We start from the raw sequence: 19,446 nt of genomic DNA on the forward strand, positions 1-19,446 counted from the left end.
CTCACCGGTGTCACCGGGCGGCGATAGTGTCGATTCGATGGCACACCTCACAGCACCGGAGTCGCCTCCGACCGGCTGGATACGTCGGCTCGGAGGCGAAGCCCTGCGCCACCGCAATCAGGCGCTGGGGGCGCTCGCGGTCACGATCGTCGCTGCACTGATCGACATCGCGTTCCCGCTGCTGACGAAGGTCGCACTCGACAGCGCGACCGGACAGGGCGACGTCGCCCCGGACGACACGCGACTGATCGGGCTGGCCGCAGGCGCGATCGCTGCCGGTGCGGTCGTCCGGTTCGGATGTCAGTACGGCCGGCGCATGCTCGCCGGACGCTTGTCTCTGAACGTTCAGCACGACCTTCGGCTCCGCCTGCTCGGATCGCTGCAACGGCTCGACGGTCACGGACAGGACCGGATCCGAACCGGCCAGGTGGTATCCCGGTCGATCACGGACCTGCAACTCGTCCAGGGACTGCTCGCGCTCGTACCGATGTCTGCGGGTGCGCTGTTGCAGTTCGTTCTCTCCGTCGTGATCATGCTCGCGCTGTCCCCGCTGCTCACCCTCGTCGCAGTGGTGGCGGTGCCGATCATCGTGACGGTGGTCCGCGTCGTCCGTCCCACACTGTTCGCGGCCACGTGGTCGGCACAGCAGCGTGCGGCGGATCTCGCGCAGCACGTCGAGGAAACGGTCACCGGCGTGCGGGTGGTCAAAGGTTTCGGACAGGAAAGCCGGGCGGTCGACCAACTCGAGGACCACGGGCGCCGGCTCTACGCCGAACGATTGCGCGCGGCCCGGGTGAACTCCCGGTTCGCCGCACCGATGGGCGCCATCCCTCAGCTGGGACTGGTAGCCACCATTGCGATCGGCGGCTGGCTCGCCCTCGAGGGCACGATCACCGTCGGTACGTTCGTCGCGTTCACGGCGTATGTCGCGACGACCACCGCGACGACACGGACACTCGCCCAGGTCGTGATCATGGCGCAACTCTCCCGTGCGGCGGTCGAGCGTGTGTACGAGGTGATCGACACCGAGCCCGATGTCGCGGATCCCCCGTATCCGGCGACTCTCCCCGAGGGTCCGCTCGGACTGGCCTTCCGCAACGTCACCTTCGGTTTCGAACCCGGCCGCGATGTCCTTCGCGGCGTCGATCTCGAGCTGTCTCCCGGCGAGACCGTCGCGGTCGTCGGCCCGGCCGGTTCCGGGAAAACCGCCATGTCGCTGCTCGTCCCGCGTTTCTACGCGCCCCACGCAGGATCGGTGTGCGTGACCTCGAACGGCGAGGACGTCGACGTCGCATCGCTTCGCGCCGCCGACGTGCGTTCGGCGGTGAGCCTGGTCTTCGACGAACCGTTCCTGTTCTCCGACACCGTGGCCTCCAACATCGCCCTGGGTCGTCCCGACGCGACCGACGAGGAGATCCGAGCCGCCGCCACCGCGGCACGGGCCGACGAGTTCATCGAGGCGCTGCCCGACGGGTACGACACCGTCGTCGGCGAACGGGGATTGACTCTGTCCGGCGGACAGCGACAGCGCGTCGCACTCGCGCGGGCTCTGCTCGTCGACCCGCGTGTCCTGATTCTCGACGATGCAACGTCGGCGGTGGACGCGGAAACCGAAGCCGCGATCTACGCCGCGCTCCGGGCACAGCCCCAGCGCACCACCCTCGTGCTCGCCCATCGCCGCTCCACGCTGGCTCTCGCCGACCGCGTCGCGGTGCTCGACGGCGGCCGGATCGTCGACGTGGGCACCGCGGACGAACTCGACGCACGCAGTCCTGTGTTCCGGCGCCTTCTGTCGAGCAGCGAGGTTCTCGACGAGGACCGGCCCGACGAGCCGAAGTCCCTCGACGCCCATGTCCTCTGGCCCGCCGAATTCGAGCCCGAGGCCACCACACCGACTGCCACCGGGGCACCCCCCGCTCCACGCGGCCCCGGAGGCGGTGGACCGGGCAGCGGCGCGCTCGGCGCCGTCGCTCCGACACCGGAGTTGCGCGCAGCGGTGGCCGCACTCCCACCGGCTACCGAGACCCCGGGTGACGCCCCGGCATTGCGTTCGGAGGCGCTGCGCCGACCCGATCCCGAGTTCCGCTTGTGGACGACGCTGCGGCCGGTGCGACTGTTGCTCGCCGCCGTAGCGCTGTGCTTGGCGGTCGAGTCGCTCACCGGAATCGCTTTTCCGACGATCGTGCGATTCGCCGTCGACCGCGGCGTGACCCCCGGCAACCCGCAGGCGCTGTGGGAAGCGGCGTTCGCGGGCACAGTCCTCGCGCTGATCGGCTGGGCGGCGGTGGCGATCCTGACGATCCTGACCGCCCGGGCCGGCGAGCGGGTCCTGTTCGGACTGCGCGTCCGCAGTTATGCGCACCTGCAGAGACTCGGACTCGACTACTACGAACGGGAACTGTCGGGCCGGATCATGACGCGCATGACGACGGACGTGGATGCGCTGTCCCAGTTCATTCAGACAGGTCTGTCGACCGCAGTGGTCAGCGTGCTGACGCTGACCGGCATCTCCGTCGCACTGATCGTGACCGACGGGTCGCTGGCCCTCGTGGTTCTGGCCGCGATCCCCGTCCTCATCGCGGTGACATTCTGGTTCAGGGCCATCTCACGCGATGCATATGCGCAGTCCCGTGAGCGCATATCGCAGGTCAACGCGATGTTCCAGGAGAACGTGACGGGTCTGCGGGCCGCGCAGGCCTATCGCCGTGAGGAGAACGCGGCCCGACTGTTCGCCGAACGTGCCGACTCGTACCGTCGCAGCCGCATGCGGTCGCAGCGAGCGATCTCGCTGTACTTCCCCTTCATCTCGCTGCTCTCGGACCTGGCGCTGGCCGCGGTCGTGTTCGTCGGCGCGCGCGAGGTCGCGTCGGGTGCGGCAACCCCCGGTGTGCTCATCGCCTTCGTGCTCTATCTGAATCTGCTCTTCGCTCCCATCCAGCAGTTGTCGCAGGTGTTCGACGGCTACCAGCAGGCACGCGTCGGGCTGCGTCGCATCGGCGACCTTCTGCGCACCGAGAGTTCCCTCGAAACCGGGCCGACCGGGGACGTTCCCATTTCCGGTCACCTGCGCGGCGACGTGAGCCTCCGCGGCGTCGGGTTCCGGTACAGCGGCGCCGACAGCGACGCGCTCACCGACGTGGATCTCGACATTCCGGCGGGCGCGACCGTGGCTCTGGTCGGCCGGACCGGCGCCGGAAAGTCGACGGTCGTCAAACTGCTGGCGCGGTTCTACGACCCCACCTCCGGTGCGGTGCGCGTCGACGGAACCGATGTGAGGCGTTACCGCCTGCCGGACTACCGCGCAAGGCTCGGCGTGGTGCCGCAAGAGGCACATCTGTTCACCGGGTCCATCGCGAGCAACATCGCCTACGGCCGGCCCGAATCGAGTCGGGAGCGCATCGAGAGTGCGGCCCGGGCCGTCGGTGCTCTGGACATGATCGCCGGGCTGAGCGGCGGTATGCACCATCCCGTCGGCGAGCGCGGGCAAGGACTGTCCGCGGGGCAGCGCCAGCTCATCGCGCTCGCCCGCGCGGAACTGGTCGACCCCGACCTGTTGCTGCTCGACGAGGCGACCGCGACCTTGGATCCCGCCACGGAACGCGCGGTGCTCGAGGCGGGGGCGACGGTCACGCGTTCGCGCACCGCGGTCGTCGTCGCGCATCGCCTCGCAACGGCAGCGCGCGCCGACCTGATCCTGGTGGTGGACGGCGGACGGATCGTCGAAACCGGACCCCACGAGACACTGCGGCATGCCGGCAGTCTGTACACCACATTGTGGCAACTCGCCAGCGGAGCGCTCGTGCCGGAGACCGTGGGCGACGGCGTCGTACGCCCGCCCTCGTCACAGATCACACGTGAGTCCTCGCATTTGTAACGGGGTCCGTTCTGCGGCGATGCACGATTGAGGGAATAATCGGCGGTCGAGAACCGTCGTCGATGGTGACCCCGTCGACTCAAACTGTGAGGTGGCTCTCGGGCATGGATGATCAGTTCGGATCGTCACACACCCACCAGCTAGCCTCATATACATAGGCGCTCCGATCGGGTACCGAAGAAAGAAACGAGGCGAACAACTGCCGTGAGCAGCAGCTCTACATCACAGTTCGGACAGAACCAGTGGTTGGTTGACGAGATGTACCAGCGGTTTCAGGACGATCCGTCGTCCGTGGACGAAAGCTGGCACGAGTTTCTCACCGACTATTCTCCCGAGGCACACGTGGCCGGAGGTTCCAACGGCGCCGAGGTGAAGACCGCCGAGAAGTCCACTCAGCCCTCCGCCACCACGACGGCCCCGGCCGCTGCACCCGCAGCGCCGAAGGCGTCCGCCTCGTCCACCAAGGCTCCGGCGAAGTCCACCGGCAACGCCGGTAACTCCGCTGCGAAGTCGGCTGCCGCGCCGGCGAAGCCTGCCCCGGCCAAGCCTGCGACCGCGTCCAAGCCTGCTCCGAAGCCGGCGAGCGCCTCTTCCGACAAGAAGTCCGAGGAGACCAAGGTTCTCCGGGGCGCGGCTGCTGCCGTCGCGAAGAACATGAACGCCTCGCTGTCGATCCCGACGGCCACCAGCGTTCGCGCGGTGCCCGCGAAGTTGATGTTCGACAACCGCATCGTCATCAACAACCACCTCGCCCGCACCCGGGGCGGCAAGGTCTCGTTCACTCACCTTCTCGGCTACGCGATCGTCCAGGCGGTCAAGGCGTACCCGAACATGAACAACCACTACGCCGAGATCGACGGGAAGCCCCACCTCGTCACCCCCGCGCACACCAACCTCGGTCTCGCGATCGACCTGCCGGGCAAGAACGGTTCCCGTTCGCTCGTCGTCGCCGCAATCCGCAACTGCGAGACGATGAACTTCGCGCAGTTCTACTCGGCGTACGAGGACATCGTCCGCCGCGCGCGCGACGGCAAGCTCACCGGCGAAGACTTCTCCGGCGTCACCATCTCGCTGACCAACCCGGGCGGCATCGGCACCGTGCATTCGGTACCGCGTCTGATGGGCGGACAGGGAGCGATCATCGGTGCGGGTGCGATGGAGTACCCCGCCGAGTTCCAGGGCGCATCCGATGCCCGTATCGCCGAGATGGGCATCGGCAAGCTGCTCACGCTGACCTCGACCTACGACCACCGGGTCATCCAGGGCGCCGAGTCGGGTGAGTTCCTCAAGACCGTCCACCAGCTGCTGATCTCCGACGAGTTCTACGACGAGATCTTCCACACGCTGCACATTCCTTACGAGCCGGTCCGCTGGCGCAAGGACGTGCCCGAGGGTCTGGTCGACAAGAGCACCCGTGTGCTCGAGCTCATCGCCGCCTACCGCAGCCGCGGCCACCTCATGGCCGACACCGATCCGCTGCAGTTCGTCCGCGACAAGTTCCGGTCGCATCCGGATCTCGACGTGATCACCCACGATCTGACGCTGTGGGATCTCGATCGCGAGTTCAACGTCGGCGGCTTCCACGGCAAGCAGAAGATGAAGCTGCGCGACGTCCTGTCGGTGCTGCGTGACGCGTACTGCCGCCACGTCGGTATCGAGTACACGCACATCCTCGAGCCCGAGCAGCAGCAGTGGATCCAGGAACGCGTCGAGGCGCACCACGTCAAGCCGACGGTCGCCCAGCAGAAGTACATCCTCAGCCGCCTCAACGCCGCCGAGGCGTTCGAGACGTTCCTGCAGACCAAGTACGTCGGCCAGAAGCGTTTCTCGCTCGAGGGCTCCGAGTCGGTCATCCCGATGATGGACGCCATCATCGATCAGGCCGCCGAGCACCAGCTCGACGAAGTCGCCATCGCGATGCCGCACCGTGGCCGCCTCAATGTGCTCGCCAACATCGTGGGCAAGCCGTACTCCCAGATCTTCACGGAGTTCGAGGGCAACCTGAACCCGGCCGCCGCACACGGCTCCGGTGACGTGAAGTACCACCTGGGCGCCGAGGGCACCTACATCCAGATGTTCGGCGAGAACGACATCAAGGTGTCGCTCACCGCCAACCCGTCGCACCTCGAAGCCGTCAACCCGGTGCTCGAGGGCCTGGTTCGCGCCAAGCAGGACATCCTCGACAAGGGCGAGAGCGGCTTCACCGTTCTGCCGCTGCTGCTTCACGGCGACGCCGCGTTCGCGGGTCAGGGTGTCGTGGCGGAGACCCTCAACCTCGCACTGCTGCGCGGCTACCGCACCGGCGGCACCGTGCACATCGTGGTCAACAACCAGGTCGGCTTCACCACCGCACCGGAGCACTCGCGTTCGTCGGAGTACTGCACCGATGTGGCGAAGATGATCGGTGCGCCGATCTTCCACGTCAACGGTGACGACCCCGAGGCGTGTGTGTGGGTTGCGCAGCTCGCCGTGGACTTCCGCGAGAAGTTCCACAAGGACGTCGTGATCGACATGATCTGCTACCGCCGCCGCGGCCACAACGAGGGCGACGATCCCTCGATGACGCAGCCGGCGATGTACGACGTCATCGACACCAAGCGCAGCGTCCGCAAGAGCTACACCGAGGCCCTGATCGGCCGCGGGGACATCTCGCTCAAGGAAGCCGAAGACGCCCTGCGCGACTACCAGGGTCAGCTCGAGCGTGTCTTCAACGAGGTGCGCGAGCTGGAGAAGTACCAGCCGGAACCGTCCGAATCGGTCGAGCTGGACCAGACTCCTCCTGAGCGTCTGAAGACTGCTGTCGACAAGGAGGTGCTCGAGCGGATCGGTGACGCGTTCGCCGATGTGCCCGAGGGCTTCAGCGTGCACCCGCGCGTCAAGCCGGTCATCGAGAAGCGTCGCACGATGTCGCGCGAGGGCCACATCGACTGGGCCTACGCCGAGCTTCTCGCATTCGGTTCGCTCGTCGAGCAGGGCGCACTCGTGCGTCTGGCCGGCCAGGACTCGCGCCGCGGCACCTTCACGCAGCGTCACTCGGTGCTGATCGACCGCAAGACGGGCGAGGATTACAGCCCGCTCGCGGCAGTCGCCGCCGAGGCCGGTAACGGCGGACGCTTCATGGTGTACGACTCGGCCCTGACCGAGTTCGCGGGCCTGGGCTTCGAGTACGGCTACTCGGTGGGCAACCCCGATGCACTCGTGCTGTGGGAGGCGCAGTTCGGCGACTTCGTCAACGGTGCGCAGTCGATCATCGACGAGTTCATCTCGTCGGGTGAGGCCAAGTGGGGCCAGCTTTCGGACGTCGTGCTGCTGCTGCCGCACGGCCACGAAGGTCAGGGCCCCGACCACACCTCGGGCCGTATCGAGCGCTGGCTGCAGCTGTGCGCCGAGGGCTCGATGACCGTGGCGATGCCGTCGACGCCGGCGAGCTACTTCCACTTGCTGCGCCGGCACCACCTGGACGGCATCCGCCGCCCGCTCGTGGTGTTCACGCCGAAGTCGATGCTGCGCAACAAGGCTGCGGTCAGCAACATCGAGGACTTCACGGAGGGCAAGTTCCGGTCCATCCTCGAAGAGATCCCGTACGAGGACAACACCGCCGATCGCTCGAAGGTCGAACGGGTCCTGCTGACCTCCGGCAAGATCTACTGGGAACTGCTCGCGAAGAAGCAGAAGGAAGGCCGCGACGACGTCGCGATCCTCCGTGTCGAGCAGCTGTACCCGGTGCCGCGTCGCCGTATCGCCGAGACGCTCGAGAAGTACCCGAACGCGTCCGAGTTCTTCTGGGTCCAGGAAGAACCGGCGAACCAGGGTGCATGGCCGTTCTTCGGTCTGGCGCTGCCCGAGATGCTCCCGGAGAAGCTGGCCGGGATCAAGCGGATCTCGCGTCGCGCGATGTCCGCGCCGTCCTCGGGATCGAGCAAGGTCCATGCTGTCGAACAGCAGGAGATCCTCGAGAAGGCCTTCACGCGGTAGAAGCCCCGTTGCGGTCCCTCACGGGGGCCTGACGGTTCTCATGCGAGCCGGGTCGGTTCGTCCTACGGGACGACCGGCCCGGCTCGCGGGGTTTCGGCGGCGACCGGCTCCGACGGCAACCCGCCGCTCGAGACCAATTGAGCCGACGCCACCACGGCAGGGAGCGCGGCGACCGCCAGATCGACGAACTGCTCGCGTGTGAGCGCGGAGTCGTGGTTCGGGACCGTGTCCGGGTCGTGCGCGGGAGTGGGCGAGATGCCCTGCTCCTGCAGCCACGCGATCGTGATGTCCTCGACGAACGCCACCCATCCGCGGACCGCGAGGCGGACCGCAGCGTCGGCGTCGATGCCGATGCTCGGCAGGTGCGTGACCGTGCGCTCGACCATGGCGCGCCGGGTCTCCTCGAAGACCGCCCGCATGTCGGGGTCGCCGCTGACCGAGCCCCGCAGCATCGACACGTAGGTGTCGGGTCGCTCGGTGACGTAGTCGACGTACGCGACGACGGTGCCGCGCAGCATCTCCATCGGGTCCAGACTCTCGTCGGGTGCGGTCCGTTCGAGCATGTCGCGGCTGACGTGCTGCACGACCGCCACCTGGAAATCGTGCTTGGACCCGAAGTAGTGGAACAGCAGCCCGCGCGACACCCCGGCGCGGTCGGCGATGTCCTCGACGGAGATCTGGTCGAGGGAACGGCTGGCGAGAAGCTCCACGCCGAGCTCGATCAGTTGAGCACGGCGTTGCTGTGGACTCAGGCGGGTTCGCCGCCCTCCTTTCACGGAGCTGTTGCCTTTCACCGTTCCATGCAAGCATTCTTATTGAATAATGGTCAACAACCTATTGACCACGTCACGCCGACCCCTTAACCTCAGATACATGAGTCTTCCGGTTACAGACACCTCCGCCGGTGAGAGCACCCGCCGGATCGATACGCTGATCATCGGCAGTGGGTTCGCCGGACTCGGCGCCGCCATCAAGCTCTCGCAGGCCGGCAAGGAATTCCTGGTCCTCGAACGCGCGTCCGAGGTGGGTGGCACCTGGCGCGACAACACCTATCCCGGTGCCGCGTGCGACGTGCCGTCGAACCTCTACTCCTACTCGTTCGCGCTCAATCCCGGGTGGACCCGCTCGTTCTCGCCCCAGCCCGAGATCCAGGCGTACATCACCTCCGTGGCCGACAAGCACGACGTCCGTCGGCGCACCGTGTTCGGTTGCGATGTACAGGACGCACGCTGGAACGGTGCCACGCACCGCTGGGACGTGCGCACCACCCGTGGCGATTTCAGCGCCAAGAACCTCGTCTCCGCGGTCGGCGCCCTGTGCGAGCCCTCGCTGCCCGACATCGCGGGTATCGACCGCTTCGGCGGCGAGATCTTCCACTCCGCCCGGTGGAACCACGATGCAGACCTCACCGGCAAGCGGGTTGCCGTCATCGGGACCGGCGCCTCGGCCATCCAGATCGTGCCCGCCATCGCCGGCACCGTCGCGCACCTCGACGTGTATCAGCGCACGGCTCCGTGGGTCCTCCCCCGCGCCGACCGCGAGTACACGAAGGCCGAAAAGTTCGCCTTCCGTTACATTCCCGGATTCCAGCGACTCTCCCGCACCCTGCAGTACCTCATGCGGGAAACACAGGTGGTCGGGCTCGCCAAGGCACCCGTCTTCATGAAGCCGCTCGAACTCGCCGCGCGCGCACAGATCCGCCGGGGCATCTCCGATCGCGCACTGCGGCGCAAGGTCACCCCGAATTTCGCAATCGGCTGCAAGCGCATGCTGATCTCCAACAACTACTACCCGGCACTCGACCGGGCGAACGTCGACCTGGTCACCGACGGCATCGCCGAGGTTACCGCCGACGGCATCGTGACGAAGGACGGCACCACCCGTGAGGTCGACGCGATCGTCGTCGCCACCGGTTTCCACGTCACCGACTCCCCGATGTTCGCGGGGATCTTCGGCAAGGACGGCCGCTCTCTCGCAGACGTTTTCGACGAAACGGGCATGCAGGGATACAAGGGCTCCACGGTCGCGGGGTTCCCGAACCTGTTCTTCCTCGTCGGCCCCAACACCGGCCTCGGACACACGTCCATGGTGTACATGATCGAGTCGCAGCTCAACTACCTCGTCGACGCGATCGACACGATCGATCGGCATCGCCTCGGCACCGTCGAAGTGCGGCAGGACGCCCAGGACGAGTACAACCGGGGAATCCAGGACGCACTGAAGAACAGCGTGTGGAGCAACGGCGGCTGCGCGAGCTGGTACCTCGACAAGCACGGCAACAACACGACGCTCTGGCCCGGTTTCACGTTCGAATTCCGCCGCATCACCAAGAATTTCGACCTCGACGCCTACCGTAGCGTCGCCGAGTCCGATCTTCCGGCGCCGACCGAAGCCGTCGAATCCGTCGGCACCCCCACCGAGCGCACCGCGCCCGCATCCAGGAAGGCTGCACTCCAGTGAGCGAATTCGAAGGCAGGGTCGTCGTCATCACGGGAGCCGCGTCCGGAATCGGACGGGCACTAGCCGTCGACCTCGCCGGTCGGGGCGCCGCACTCGCACTGTCCGACGTGGATACGGTGGGTCTGGCGGAAACCGCGCGTCTGGCAAGCAGTCTCGGCGCCGAGGTGAAGTCCGATCACCTCGACGTCACGCAGCGCGAAGCTGTGTACGCGTACGCCGAGGCCGTCGTCGCCCGCTTCGGCAAGGTCAACCAGTTGTACAACAATGCGGGAATCGCCTATCACGGTGAGTTCGAACGGTCTGAGTTCAAGGACATCGAACGGATCGTCGATGTGGATTTCTGGGGTGTCGTCAACGGCACCAAAGCCTTTCTGCCGCACCTGATCGCATCCGGCGACGGGCACCTGATCAACGTGTCGAGCCTGTTCGGCCTGCTGGGTATCCCCGGCCAGACGGCATACAACGCCGCGAAGTTCGCGGTGCGCGGGTTCACCGAATCGTTGCGTCAGGAAATGCTGATCGCCAAGCATCCCGTCCGCGTGACGTGCGTGCACCCGGGTGGCATCAAGACCGCCATCGCACGGAACGCGGCCGTGCCCGACGGTGACGACCAGCAGGGCTTCGCGCAGTTCTTCGACAGCAAACTCGCCCGTACCACGCCGGAGGCCGCCGCGAAGACGATCCTCCGGGGCGTCCGGAAGAACCGCCCCCGCGTGCTCATCGGCGCCGACGCCAAGTTGCTCGACGGCTGGGTCCGGATCGTCGGTCCGTCCTACCAGCGTGTCGTAGCGACGGTGGCGGGTCGCATCATGCCCAAGAACTAGGCTGCGCCGATGCCACACCTTCCTTTGCGCCTCGTGCGGACGACACTGCGTCCCCTCTACCGGCTCACCCTCAATGCGCGGCTGCCGTACTCGGTGCAGCGGCGGTTGCTCGAAGCCGCCGCACCGATCCAGCCGTTGCCGAAGGGCACCGTCGTCCGCAAGGTCACGCTCGGCGGACGACCCGCCGAACGGGTCACGGTGGGGGCGACGGAGCGACCCACAGCGGTGCTGTATCTGCACGGCGGCGCATACACCTGCGCCTCCCCCGCCACCCACCGGTCGCTGGTCGCGCATCTCGCCGCCGCGACCGGGTCGGTCGTATACACACTCGACTACCGCCTCGCTCCGGAACACCCGTACCCCGCCGCGCTCGACGATGCGGTGGCCGCGTACATCGACCTCATCACCGAGCACGGGGTCGACGCAGCGAGCACCCCGATCGTCGGCGATTCCGCCGGCGGCGGACTGTCGGTCGCCACCGCGCGCCGGCTCATCGATCGGCACGGCGTCACACCGGCAGCGCTGGGTCTGCTGTCGCCCTGGGTCGATCCGGGCTCCCGCACCGTGCCGTTCGACCGGGACGTCGTCGTCAACACCGCGTGGGCGTTCTCGTCCGCCGAGGCCTACCTCGGCACCGGGGACCCGGCCGATCCCGGTTACGCGCCGCTGCACGGAGACCTGACGGGACTCCCACCGACGCTGATCCAGGTGGGAGTCAGCGAAGTGCTGTACCCGCAGATCTCCGAGTTCGCGGAGAAGCTGCGTACGGCAGGCGTCGACCTGGAGTACACCGAGCAGCCCGAGTTGTGGCACGTCGCGCACCTGCAGGCCGGACTCGTACGCGAAGCGGCCGAGGCGGTGGACGATGTCGGAACGTTCCTGCGCCGGCACATGTCCGGTGCCGCAGCGGCAGGCACACACGACTGACAGTCGACCGGAAGACGCCAGTGAATCTATAGTTGAGACTCCGACAATTCGACCCGGACGGCGGATCTCATGACGGACGACCCGAACTCCCCGGACATCCTGCTCAGCGATACCGAGCGTCTGCATGCGCTCAACGTCCTGAGTGAGCACTATGCCGCAGGCCGGCTCGACTCGTCGGAGTTCTACGACCGATCCGGCTGGGTCGCGCAGGCACGCACCCTGTCTGCCACCCGGCCGGCCTTCGACGGACTTCCCGGCGGCGTGCCGTTGGAAATCGCCGGCGGGCACGTCCGGGTGGTCGACGGGTCTGCGTCCGTTCCGGCGGTGCGCCCGAAGGATGAGCCCGCACCCACGGATCCGGAAACCGAACTCGTCTCGCTGCGTCAACGGGGAAGTGTGGTCGAGTCTCTCGACTGGATCATCATCGGCATCACCTTGATGACGTTTCTCGTGCTGCAGATGATCGTCGAATGGGACTACGCCTGGGTGGTGTGGCCGTCGCTGATCGTCACGCTCAGCGTGCCCCGCATGATCCTGGGTTTCAGCGACGAGGACGAAGAGATCTACGAGGAGCTCAAGGAATCGGCCACAGATGAGCGTAAAGCGCGCCTACGGGAAGCAGCGGCACGCATCCGGCAGCTCGAGAGCGGCGACAGCAAACGGGAGAAGTGACGCCCATCGTCGGCCTGCGTCTCAGCGCGCGGCGAGCCAGTCGTCGGCTGCGCGGTCGGGTTCGAGGTCGCCGCGGCGCACCGCGTCCCCCATCTCGGCGAGCTCGTCGGTGGTGAGTTCCCCGGCCACCACGTTCAACGCTTTCACCTGTTCCGGGGTCAGCGCACCGCTGCGGATCAACGGGACGACATTCGCGGCCGCCGCCGAGCTTCCGGCGTCCCCGGCATCTCCCGACCCGGGCTGCTCGGCGACCGCATAATCGGAGACCGAGAGCCCCTGCGGCAGCGATCTGTTCAATTCCTCGAACACCTCGTCCGGTTCGATCGCAGTGGCGCCGGGCTGCAACCGCAACAGCAGCCCACCCATGTATTCCGGCAACACATCGACTTCGCCGGAATCCAGCGCCGCCAGATCCTCGCCTTCGGAGAGTCCGAACCGGGTATCCACGGGCGCCCCGGTGCCGCGCAGCACGGCTGCGTAGATCTCGGCGAGGACCCGGCTGTCGGGCGACTGTCCTGAGCCGACGGTGAGCACATCGGGATCCGAGTGCGTCGACAGGACCTGGCCGGTCGAGCATCCGACGAGTGTCGCGGCCGTCGTCATCATCGCCGCGACGCCGAGCATCCGTGTCTTCACCGATCGTCACACTCCTCGAACTCGCCCGTTGCTAGGCCGCCTCCTATCGTCCCACCCGGTTGCGGCAGCCTCGGCGGGAGGCACCGCAGCACCGTTTCCGTCTCGCCGACGCCGAACGCCCGCCCGGAGTCCCGGACGGGCGTTCGGCGAACAGAACAGCTCGGATCAGGCGACGCCCTCAGCCTTGGCCGCTGCCGCAACAGCTTCCGCGACGGCCGGCTCGACCCGCGGATCCAGCGGGCTCGGCACGATCTTGTCGACGGACAGTTCGTCGGCGACGACCGAGAGGATCGCGTCGGCGGCGGCGAGCTTCATGCCCTCGGTGATGCGCCGGGCACCGGCGTCGAGCGCGCCCCGGAACACACCCGGGAACGCGAGCACGTTGTTGATCTGGTTCGGGAAGTCGCTGCGACCGGTGGCGACGATGGCGGCGTACTTGCGCGCGATGTCGGGGTGGATCTCCGGGTCGGGGTTGGACATCGCGAAGATGATGGCGTTGTCGGCCATCGTCGCGATGATCTCCTCGGGGACGGTGCCTGCGGACACGCCCAGGAACACATCGGCCCCGTCGAGAGCCTCGATCAGACCGCCGCGACGATCCGCCGGGTTGGTGCGCGAAGCCAGGTCGGCCTTGATCGGGTGCAGGTCGGCACGGTCTGAGGAGACGATGCCCTTCGAATCGAGCACCACGATGTCCTCGATGCCTGCGGCAAGAAGGATGTTCGCGCAGGCCACACCCGCGGCACCGGCGCCGGAGATGACCACGCGCAGCGTCCTGATGTCACGGTTCTGCACCTTCACGGCGCCCTTGAGCGCAGCCAGCGCGACAATCGCGGTGCCGTGCTGGTCGTCGTGCATGACGGGGCAGTCGAGTGCCTCGATGACGCGCTTCTCGATCTCGAAGCATCGCGGCGCCGAAATGTCCTCGAGGTTCACGGCACCGAAACTGGGACGCAGCCGGATCAGCGTCTCGACGATCGCGTCGGGATCCTTCGTGTCGAGCACCAGTGGAATCGAGTTGAGCCCGGCGAACTTCTTGAACAGCGCGGACTTACCCTCCATCACGGGCAGCGACGCGCGGGGGCCGATGTCGCCGAGTCCGAGCACGGCCGTGCCGTCGGACACGACCACGACGAGCCGGCTCGTCCAGGTGTAGCGCGCGGCGAGCGTCTCGTCGGCAGCGATCGCACGGCTGACCTGGGCGACGCCCGGGGTGTAGGCGATGGAGAGGTCGCGCTGCGTCTCGAGGGGCGCGGCGAGTTCGACCGAAAGCTTCCCGCCCACATGGCTACCGAAGATCTCTTCGTCGGTCAGCTCGAGCTTCTCGGGGGTATGTGCAGCAGACACAATTGACACGATGACACTCCTGCGTGTTCCGAGACCAGTCCTGGCCTCGGTTACTGCGAAGAAACTGCACTCTCATGCGTTTCACATGGAGATACGGTGCTCCGCCAAGGACATATTCGATGAAGCATCCGGGGCGCGATCATGGTTACGGCTGTGGAACGCTGTACGTCTTCCGGAGCGCGATGGCGCCGGGGCGGGTGGCCTCGGCGACAAGCCCTCGAGCGGCTCTGCCATCTTTCTTCCGATACCGGAAGGGTGACTCCGGCCTCGGTCGTGGTGGCGAGTTTGCCACCTTTACAGACCAACAATCAAATCGGCATCGATTGCAAAGGTTTCACCTTTTTGCGGTCTCACCTGTGAGTTTGCGGTAACCCCGGGTACGGCGCAACCCAGTTCCTGGGGATTCTCCGGTGCTACCGGTCGGTAGCACCGAAGCGCCGGCGATTCAGCCCCACCACTGCGTGATCAACAGAATCGATGCAGTGACGATGACCACAACGGGTGCGGCGAATGCGGCGAAGCCCCGTGCGCGGTCGGCGACGATCTGGGCGACGACGACCACGAGTGCCGCGAGGACGTGGGCGGCCACCGAAGTCGATCCCGGTCCGGGAAAGCCCCGCTCGCCGCCGAGATACTGCGCACCGACCACCACCACGGCCAGCACGAGCACTGCCCCGGCGACCACACCGGACACGACCCGTCCCGCACGAACCGGCAACGATGCCGTACGCGGTTGCCCGGGGTGCCCGCCCCTGCCGTACTCCCGGCTGTCGTACTGCCGCCTGTCGTACGCCCGGCTGTCGTACTGCCGTCCGTCGTACGCCCGGCTGTCGTAATACTCCGGGGCCGCGACGAATTCGTCGTCCCTTCCGGAGCCCGGATGCCCCGTCCCCGACGCCCTCATCCCACGACCACCTCGACTCCCTTCGCCCCGTCGAGCAGAGCTTCGTATGCGCCGGGGTCGGTCGTGAACCGTCCGAGCGCGATGTCCTTGTTCAGTCCGTGATAGTCCGACGATCCAGTGACGAACAAGCCCAGACGCTCGCCCAGGTCACGCATCAACCGGGCATCCGCGTCGCTGTGGTCCGGGTGATCCGCTTCGAGTCCGCCCAGACCGATCTCCGCGAGTTCCTCGATCTGGTCGAGGGCCAGCAGGCGCCCGCGTGCACGCGCACGAGCGTGGGCGATCACGGTGACACCGCCCGCCGCCGTCACCATCCTCACCGCGTCCGCGAGCGGCGTGTCTGCCTTGGACACGTAATAGCGGCCTCTCGGCGACAACAGTTCGGTGAACGCTTCGCCCACGGTCGCGACCACCCCGGCGTCGACGAGTGCCCGGGCAAGATGCGGCCGGCCCGCCGCCGGTCCGGCCTGTGCGAGGACGGCGTCGGCATCGATCGGGAGCCCGTCGTCGGCCATGCGTTCGGCCATCGTCCTGATCCGCGAGACGCGTTCTCCTCGCAACCGCCCGAGTTCGACCACGAAGTCCGGGTCGTCCGGGTCGAACAGGTACGCCAGCAGGTGCACCGCGACGGGCGCGCCGTCCTCGCCGCGCCCCGTGCACGACATCTCCATCCCGCGCACGAGTCGCAGCCCGGACGGTGTCGCCGCGGCCGCCTCGTCCCATCCGGATGTGGTGTCGTGGTCGGTCAGCGCCACCACGTCCAGCCCCGCCTCGGCGGCCCTGCGAACCAACGCGGACGGACTGTCCGTACCGTCGGACGCCGTGGAGTGGGAATGCAGATCGATGCGCACGTCACCAGTCTGTCAGGTGTGGCGACTAACATGACGGCGCGACATCTCGTGCCGCTCGACCACAACGGAGGAGGGAGACCATGGCGGACCTGCCCTCCCGATCGGACCGGCAGATCTCGGTGACCCCACCCGAGGCGGCCGCGCCGCCCCCGCCGGTGCCCACCGAACAGGCCGTGGTGGACTGCGCGGTCTATATCGACGGCCGGCGCGAACCGGGCAAGTACACGCACTCCGCGGCACTTGCCGAAGTGCGTCGCCGCGGAAACGGATTCGTATGGCTCGGCCTGCACGAACCGGACGAACAACAGATGACGAGCGTGGCCCGGACGTTCGGCCTGCACGAACTGATGGCGGAGGACGCGGTCCACGCGCACCAGCGCCCCAAAGTCGAGCGTTACGACGATCTGCTGTTCCTGGTTCTGCGGACCGTGAGCTACATCGAGCACGAGAGCGTGACCACGACCAAGGACATCGTCGAAACCGGCGAGATCATGCTGTTCACCGGGCCGGACTTCATCATCAGCGTGCGACACGGCGACCATTCCGAACTCTCCCGGGTGCGCAGCCGACTCGAGAAGAATCCGGCGCGGCTGATGCTCGGTCCCGCCGCGGTGCTGCACGCGATCGCCGACCACGTCGTCGATTCCTATCTCGCGGTCACCACCGCCGTGCAACCCGATGTCGACGATCTCGAAGAACTCGTCTTCACGCCCGACACGCATATCGCGGTCGAACAGATCTACCTCCTCAAGCGCGAGATCGTGCAGTTGCGACGTGCCGTCGTCCCGCTCGCCGAACCGTTGCAGCTACTCATCCGGTCGCCGGGCAACCCCGTGCCGAAGGACGTGCGTCGCTACTTCCGTGACGTCGCCGACCACCACACCATCGTCTCCGACCGCATCGCCGCGTTCGACGAGACTCTCGGCACGCTGCTCGACGCGGCCATCGCGAAGGTCACCGTGCAACAGAACACCGACATGCGCCGCATCTCGGCGTGGGTCGCGATCGCCGCGGTGCCTACGATGATCGCCGGTATCTACGGAATGAACTTCGACAAGATGCCCGAGTTGCATTGGGATTACGGCTATTTCCTCGTGTGGGGTGTCATCGTCGTCATCACCGTGGGGCTGTTCGTCACCTTCCGACGCAACAAGTGGCTGTGACGACCACACTTTTCGAACGTGGGTCCGGAAGTCCTGCGGCGCAGCACGACCGGGGCCGGACCGTCCTGGTCGTCGCCCTCGCACTGATCGCGACGCAGGTGGCGTTCCGGACGGCGATCGCGGTCACGAGTGAGTTCTACTGGGACGACCTGATTCTCATCGGGCGGGCCGGCACCCAGCCGCTGCTGTCGGAGTCCTTCCTGCGGTACGACCACGACGGCCATCTCATGCCCGGGGCGTTTCTCGTCGCAGGGCTCGCCACCATGATCGCCCCGCTGCAGTGGTGGCCTGCCGCGGTGACCCTCGTGCTGGGGCAGGCACTCGCCTCGCTCGCGGTGCTCCGTGTGCTGTGGCTGTTGCTCGGTGCGCGGCGCGCGCTCTTGGCGCCTCTCCTCTTCTACCTGTTCACCCCGCTGACCCTGCCTGCGTTCGCATGGTGGGCGGCGGCACTCAATTCGCTACCGATGCAGGCGGCTCTCGCCTGGGTCGCGGGCGACGCCCTTCGGTACGCTCGCACCGGCCGGCGCCGGTATCTCGTGAGCGGCGTGCTCGTCACTGCCCTCGCCGTGATGTTCTTCGAGAAGGCGATCCTCGTTCCGTTCGTCGCGTTCACCGTGCTCGCCCTGACCTACCGCGTCGACGGGCAGCGCCGGCCGGCGTGGACCGCGCTGCGGCGGGCGGCACCGCTGTGGCTCGCCTCGGCGGTCGTGCTCGCGGTGTGGGGCGGGGTCTACGTCTCCACGGTGGAATCCCGGTTCGGCGTACCGACCGCCGACATGGCCCTCGGATTGAGCCACCACGGCCTGTCGTACGGACTGCTCCCCTCCCTGGTCGGTGGGCCGTGGCAGTGGGACCGGTGGAACCCCGGACCGCCGTGGGCGGACCCACCGGTAGTGCTCGTCGTCGTCGCCTGGGCCGCGCTCGCCGGCGCGCTCGCATGGAGCCTGCGGACACGGCAGCGCACCGGATTCGTGTGGGTCGCGACCGGCGCATACGTCGCGGCGTCGATGGTCGCGATGATCAGTACCCGGTTCGGCCCCGGCACCACATACGAACTCGCCCAGACGCTGCGGTACTTCGCCGACTCCGCTGTCGTCGTCGCAGTCGCGGCCGCGCTGATCCTGCGGGCGCCGCCCCGGCCGGGTGCGCCGGCGATCCCCACGTCGGCGATGCGGGCGGTCGCGGCCGTGGCCGCAGCCGCGTTCACGATCGGTTCCCTGTGGTCCACAATGACGTTCACCCGAAGCTGGACCGACAATCCGACCGGCGAGTACCTGGAGAATGCTCGCTCCGGTCTGGCCTCCCGCCCGGACGTGCCCGTTCTCGACCACCCGGTCTCGGTGTGGGTCCTGCTGCCCGTGACGTTCCCGCACAACCTGATGGGATCGGTGTTCGCCGCGCTCCCCGACCGGTCCGACATCGGCGACAGCACGACGGAACTGCGCGTCCTCGACGAGTCGGGGGCGATCGTGCCCGCCGATCTGATGGCGGTGCGCTGGGTCGATCCGGGCCCCGAACCGGGATGCGGTCGGCACGTGGTGCCCGGCGCCACCACGATGCTGCCGACCGGGCCGATGCTGGAGGCGACGTGGACCGTCCAGCTGAACTATCTGGCGTCGGCCGACGGCGAGATCGAGGTGGGTTTCCCGTCGCGGGAACCGGCCCGCGTCACCGTCACCGAGGGTCCGGGCACGGTGTACGTGCGGGTGCCCGGTGGCGGCGACGGTCTGCAGGTTCGCACCGCTACCCCCGGTATGAGCGTGTGCGTCGGTGCGGGGCCGGTGGGAGTGGTCGTACCGCGTTGACGCACCCG

13 protein-coding genes are annotated in these 19,446 nt (G+C 67.3%); 8 read left to right on the forward strand and 5 right to left on the reverse strand.

Translation table 11 applies throughout. The annotated features are described in order from the left end of the window. Positions 1-37 precede the first annotated feature (37 nt). Entirely contained in the window at positions 38-3,874 is a 3,837-nt protein-coding gene (locus ACFWU2_RS07230) for an ABC transporter ATP-binding protein (protein WP_378603161.1), read from the forward strand. A 204-nt stretch (positions 3,875-4,078) separates the two neighbouring features. Beyond that, complete coding sequence (locus ACFWU2_RS07235) at positions 4,079-7,849, forward strand: multifunctional oxoglutarate decarboxylase/oxoglutarate dehydrogenase thiamine pyrophosphate-binding subunit/dihydrolipoyllysine-residue succinyltransferase subunit (RefSeq protein ID WP_378603164.1); 3,771 nt, start codon at positions 4,079-4,081, stop codon at positions 7,847-7,849. A 62-nt stretch (positions 7,850-7,911) separates the two neighbouring features. Here ACFWU2_RS07235 and ACFWU2_RS07240 read toward each other — a convergent pair whose 3' ends face one another. Then, a complete protein-coding gene (locus tag ACFWU2_RS07240) occupies positions 7,912-8,643 on the reverse strand; it encodes a TetR/AcrR family transcriptional regulator (protein WP_378603167.1) in 732 nt (243 codons plus the stop codon). Between the two features lie 79 nt (positions 8,644-8,722). On the opposite strand from ACFWU2_RS07240, the gene ACFWU2_RS07245 reads away from it, so the two are divergent. The 4 genes from ACFWU2_RS07245 (at position 8,723) to ACFWU2_RS07260 (ending at position 12,732) form a co-directional block, all read left to right on the forward strand. Next, the gene (locus ACFWU2_RS07245) at positions 8,723-10,309 is read left to right on the forward strand and encodes a flavin-containing monooxygenase (protein ID WP_378603170.1); all 1,587 of its coding nucleotides are present in this window, start codon (positions 8,723-8,725) and stop codon (positions 10,307-10,309) included. Beyond that, on the forward strand, positions 10,306-11,133 hold the full coding sequence (locus ACFWU2_RS07250) for an SDR family NAD(P)-dependent oxidoreductase (protein WP_378603173.1): 828 nt from the start codon (positions 10,306-10,308) through the stop codon (positions 11,131-11,133). The genes ACFWU2_RS07245 and ACFWU2_RS07250 overlap by 4 nt, the downstream gene beginning before the upstream one ends. A gap of 9 nt (positions 11,134-11,142) precedes the next feature. After that, positions 11,143-12,060 carry an alpha/beta hydrolase gene (locus ACFWU2_RS07255; protein ID WP_378603176.1) on the forward strand — a complete coding sequence of 306 codons (918 nt, stop codon included), beginning with the start codon at positions 11,143-11,145 and terminating at the stop codon, positions 12,058-12,060. A gap of 69 nt (positions 12,061-12,129) precedes the next feature. Further along, entirely contained in the window at positions 12,130-12,732 is a 603-nt protein-coding gene (locus tag ACFWU2_RS07260; RefSeq protein WP_378603179.1) for a DUF1707 domain-containing protein, read from the forward strand. A 21-nt stretch (positions 12,733-12,753) separates the two neighbouring features. Here the strand turns inward: ACFWU2_RS07260 and ACFWU2_RS07265 are convergent, their stop codons facing one another. From ACFWU2_RS07265 to ACFWU2_RS07280, 4 genes are all read right to left on the reverse strand, one after another. Continuing rightward, positions 12,754-13,368, reverse strand: coding sequence for a glycine betaine ABC transporter substrate-binding protein (locus ACFWU2_RS07265; RefSeq protein ID WP_378603182.1), 615 nt, complete (start codon positions 13,366-13,368; stop codon positions 12,754-12,756). 165 nt (positions 13,369-13,533) lie between these two features. Then, the gene (locus ACFWU2_RS07270) at positions 13,534-14,724 is read right to left on the reverse strand and encodes an NADP-dependent malic enzyme (protein ID WP_378603185.1); all 1,191 of its coding nucleotides are present in this window, start codon (positions 14,722-14,724) and stop codon (positions 13,534-13,536) included. Positions 14,725-15,160: 436 nt separating this feature from the next. Then, complete coding sequence (locus ACFWU2_RS07275; RefSeq protein ID WP_378603188.1) at positions 15,161-15,619, reverse strand: hypothetical protein; 459 nt, start codon at positions 15,617-15,619, stop codon at positions 15,161-15,163. After that, complete coding sequence (locus ACFWU2_RS07280) at positions 15,616-16,470, reverse strand: PHP domain-containing protein (RefSeq protein WP_378603191.1); 855 nt, start codon at positions 16,468-16,470, stop codon at positions 15,616-15,618. Before ACFWU2_RS07280 ends, ACFWU2_RS07275 begins: the two co-directional genes overlap by 4 nt. A gap of 80 nt (positions 16,471-16,550) precedes the next feature. Here ACFWU2_RS07280 and ACFWU2_RS07285 point away from each other — a divergent pair, with 80 nt between their 5' ends. After that, positions 16,551-17,633 (forward strand): magnesium and cobalt transport protein CorA, encoded by a 1,083-nt coding sequence (locus ACFWU2_RS07285; RefSeq protein WP_378603194.1) that lies wholly within the window; start codon positions 16,551-16,553, stop codon positions 17,631-17,633. Next, the gene (locus ACFWU2_RS07290; RefSeq protein WP_378603197.1) at positions 17,624-19,438 is read left to right on the forward strand and encodes a hypothetical protein; all 1,815 of its coding nucleotides are present in this window, start codon (positions 17,624-17,626) and stop codon (positions 19,436-19,438) included. The genes ACFWU2_RS07285 and ACFWU2_RS07290 overlap by 10 nt, the downstream gene beginning before the upstream one ends. Positions 19,439-19,446: the final 8 nt, after the last annotated feature.

Source organism: Rhodococcus sp. NPDC058639 (assembly GCF_042717545.1).
Lineage (GTDB): Bacteria > Actinomycetota > Actinomycetes > Mycobacteriales > Mycobacteriaceae > Rhodococcus.

Excerpts from the sequence above, each read along its gene's own strand:
- ACFWU2_RS07230 (WP_378603161.1), top strand. The coding sequence starts at position 38 with ATGGCACACCTCACAGCACCGGAGTCGCCTCCGACCGGCTGGATACGT.
- ACFWU2_RS07245 (WP_378603170.1), top strand. The coding sequence starts at position 8,723 with ATGAGTCTTCCGGTTACAGACACCTCCGCCGGTGAGAGCACCCGCCGG.
- ACFWU2_RS07255 (WP_378603176.1), top strand. The coding sequence starts at position 11,143 with ATGCCACACCTTCCTTTGCGCCTCGTGCGGACGACACTGCGTCCCCTC.
- ACFWU2_RS07260 (WP_378603179.1), top strand. The coding sequence starts at position 12,130 with ATGACGGACGACCCGAACTCCCCGGACATCCTGCTCAGCGATACCGAG.
- ACFWU2_RS07275 (WP_378603188.1), bottom strand. The coding sequence starts at position 15,619 with ATGAGGGCGTCGGGGACGGGGCATCCGGGCTCCGGAAGGGACGACGAA.
- ACFWU2_RS07285 (WP_378603194.1), top strand. The coding sequence starts at position 16,551 with ATGGCGGACCTGCCCTCCCGATCGGACCGGCAGATCTCGGTGACCCCA.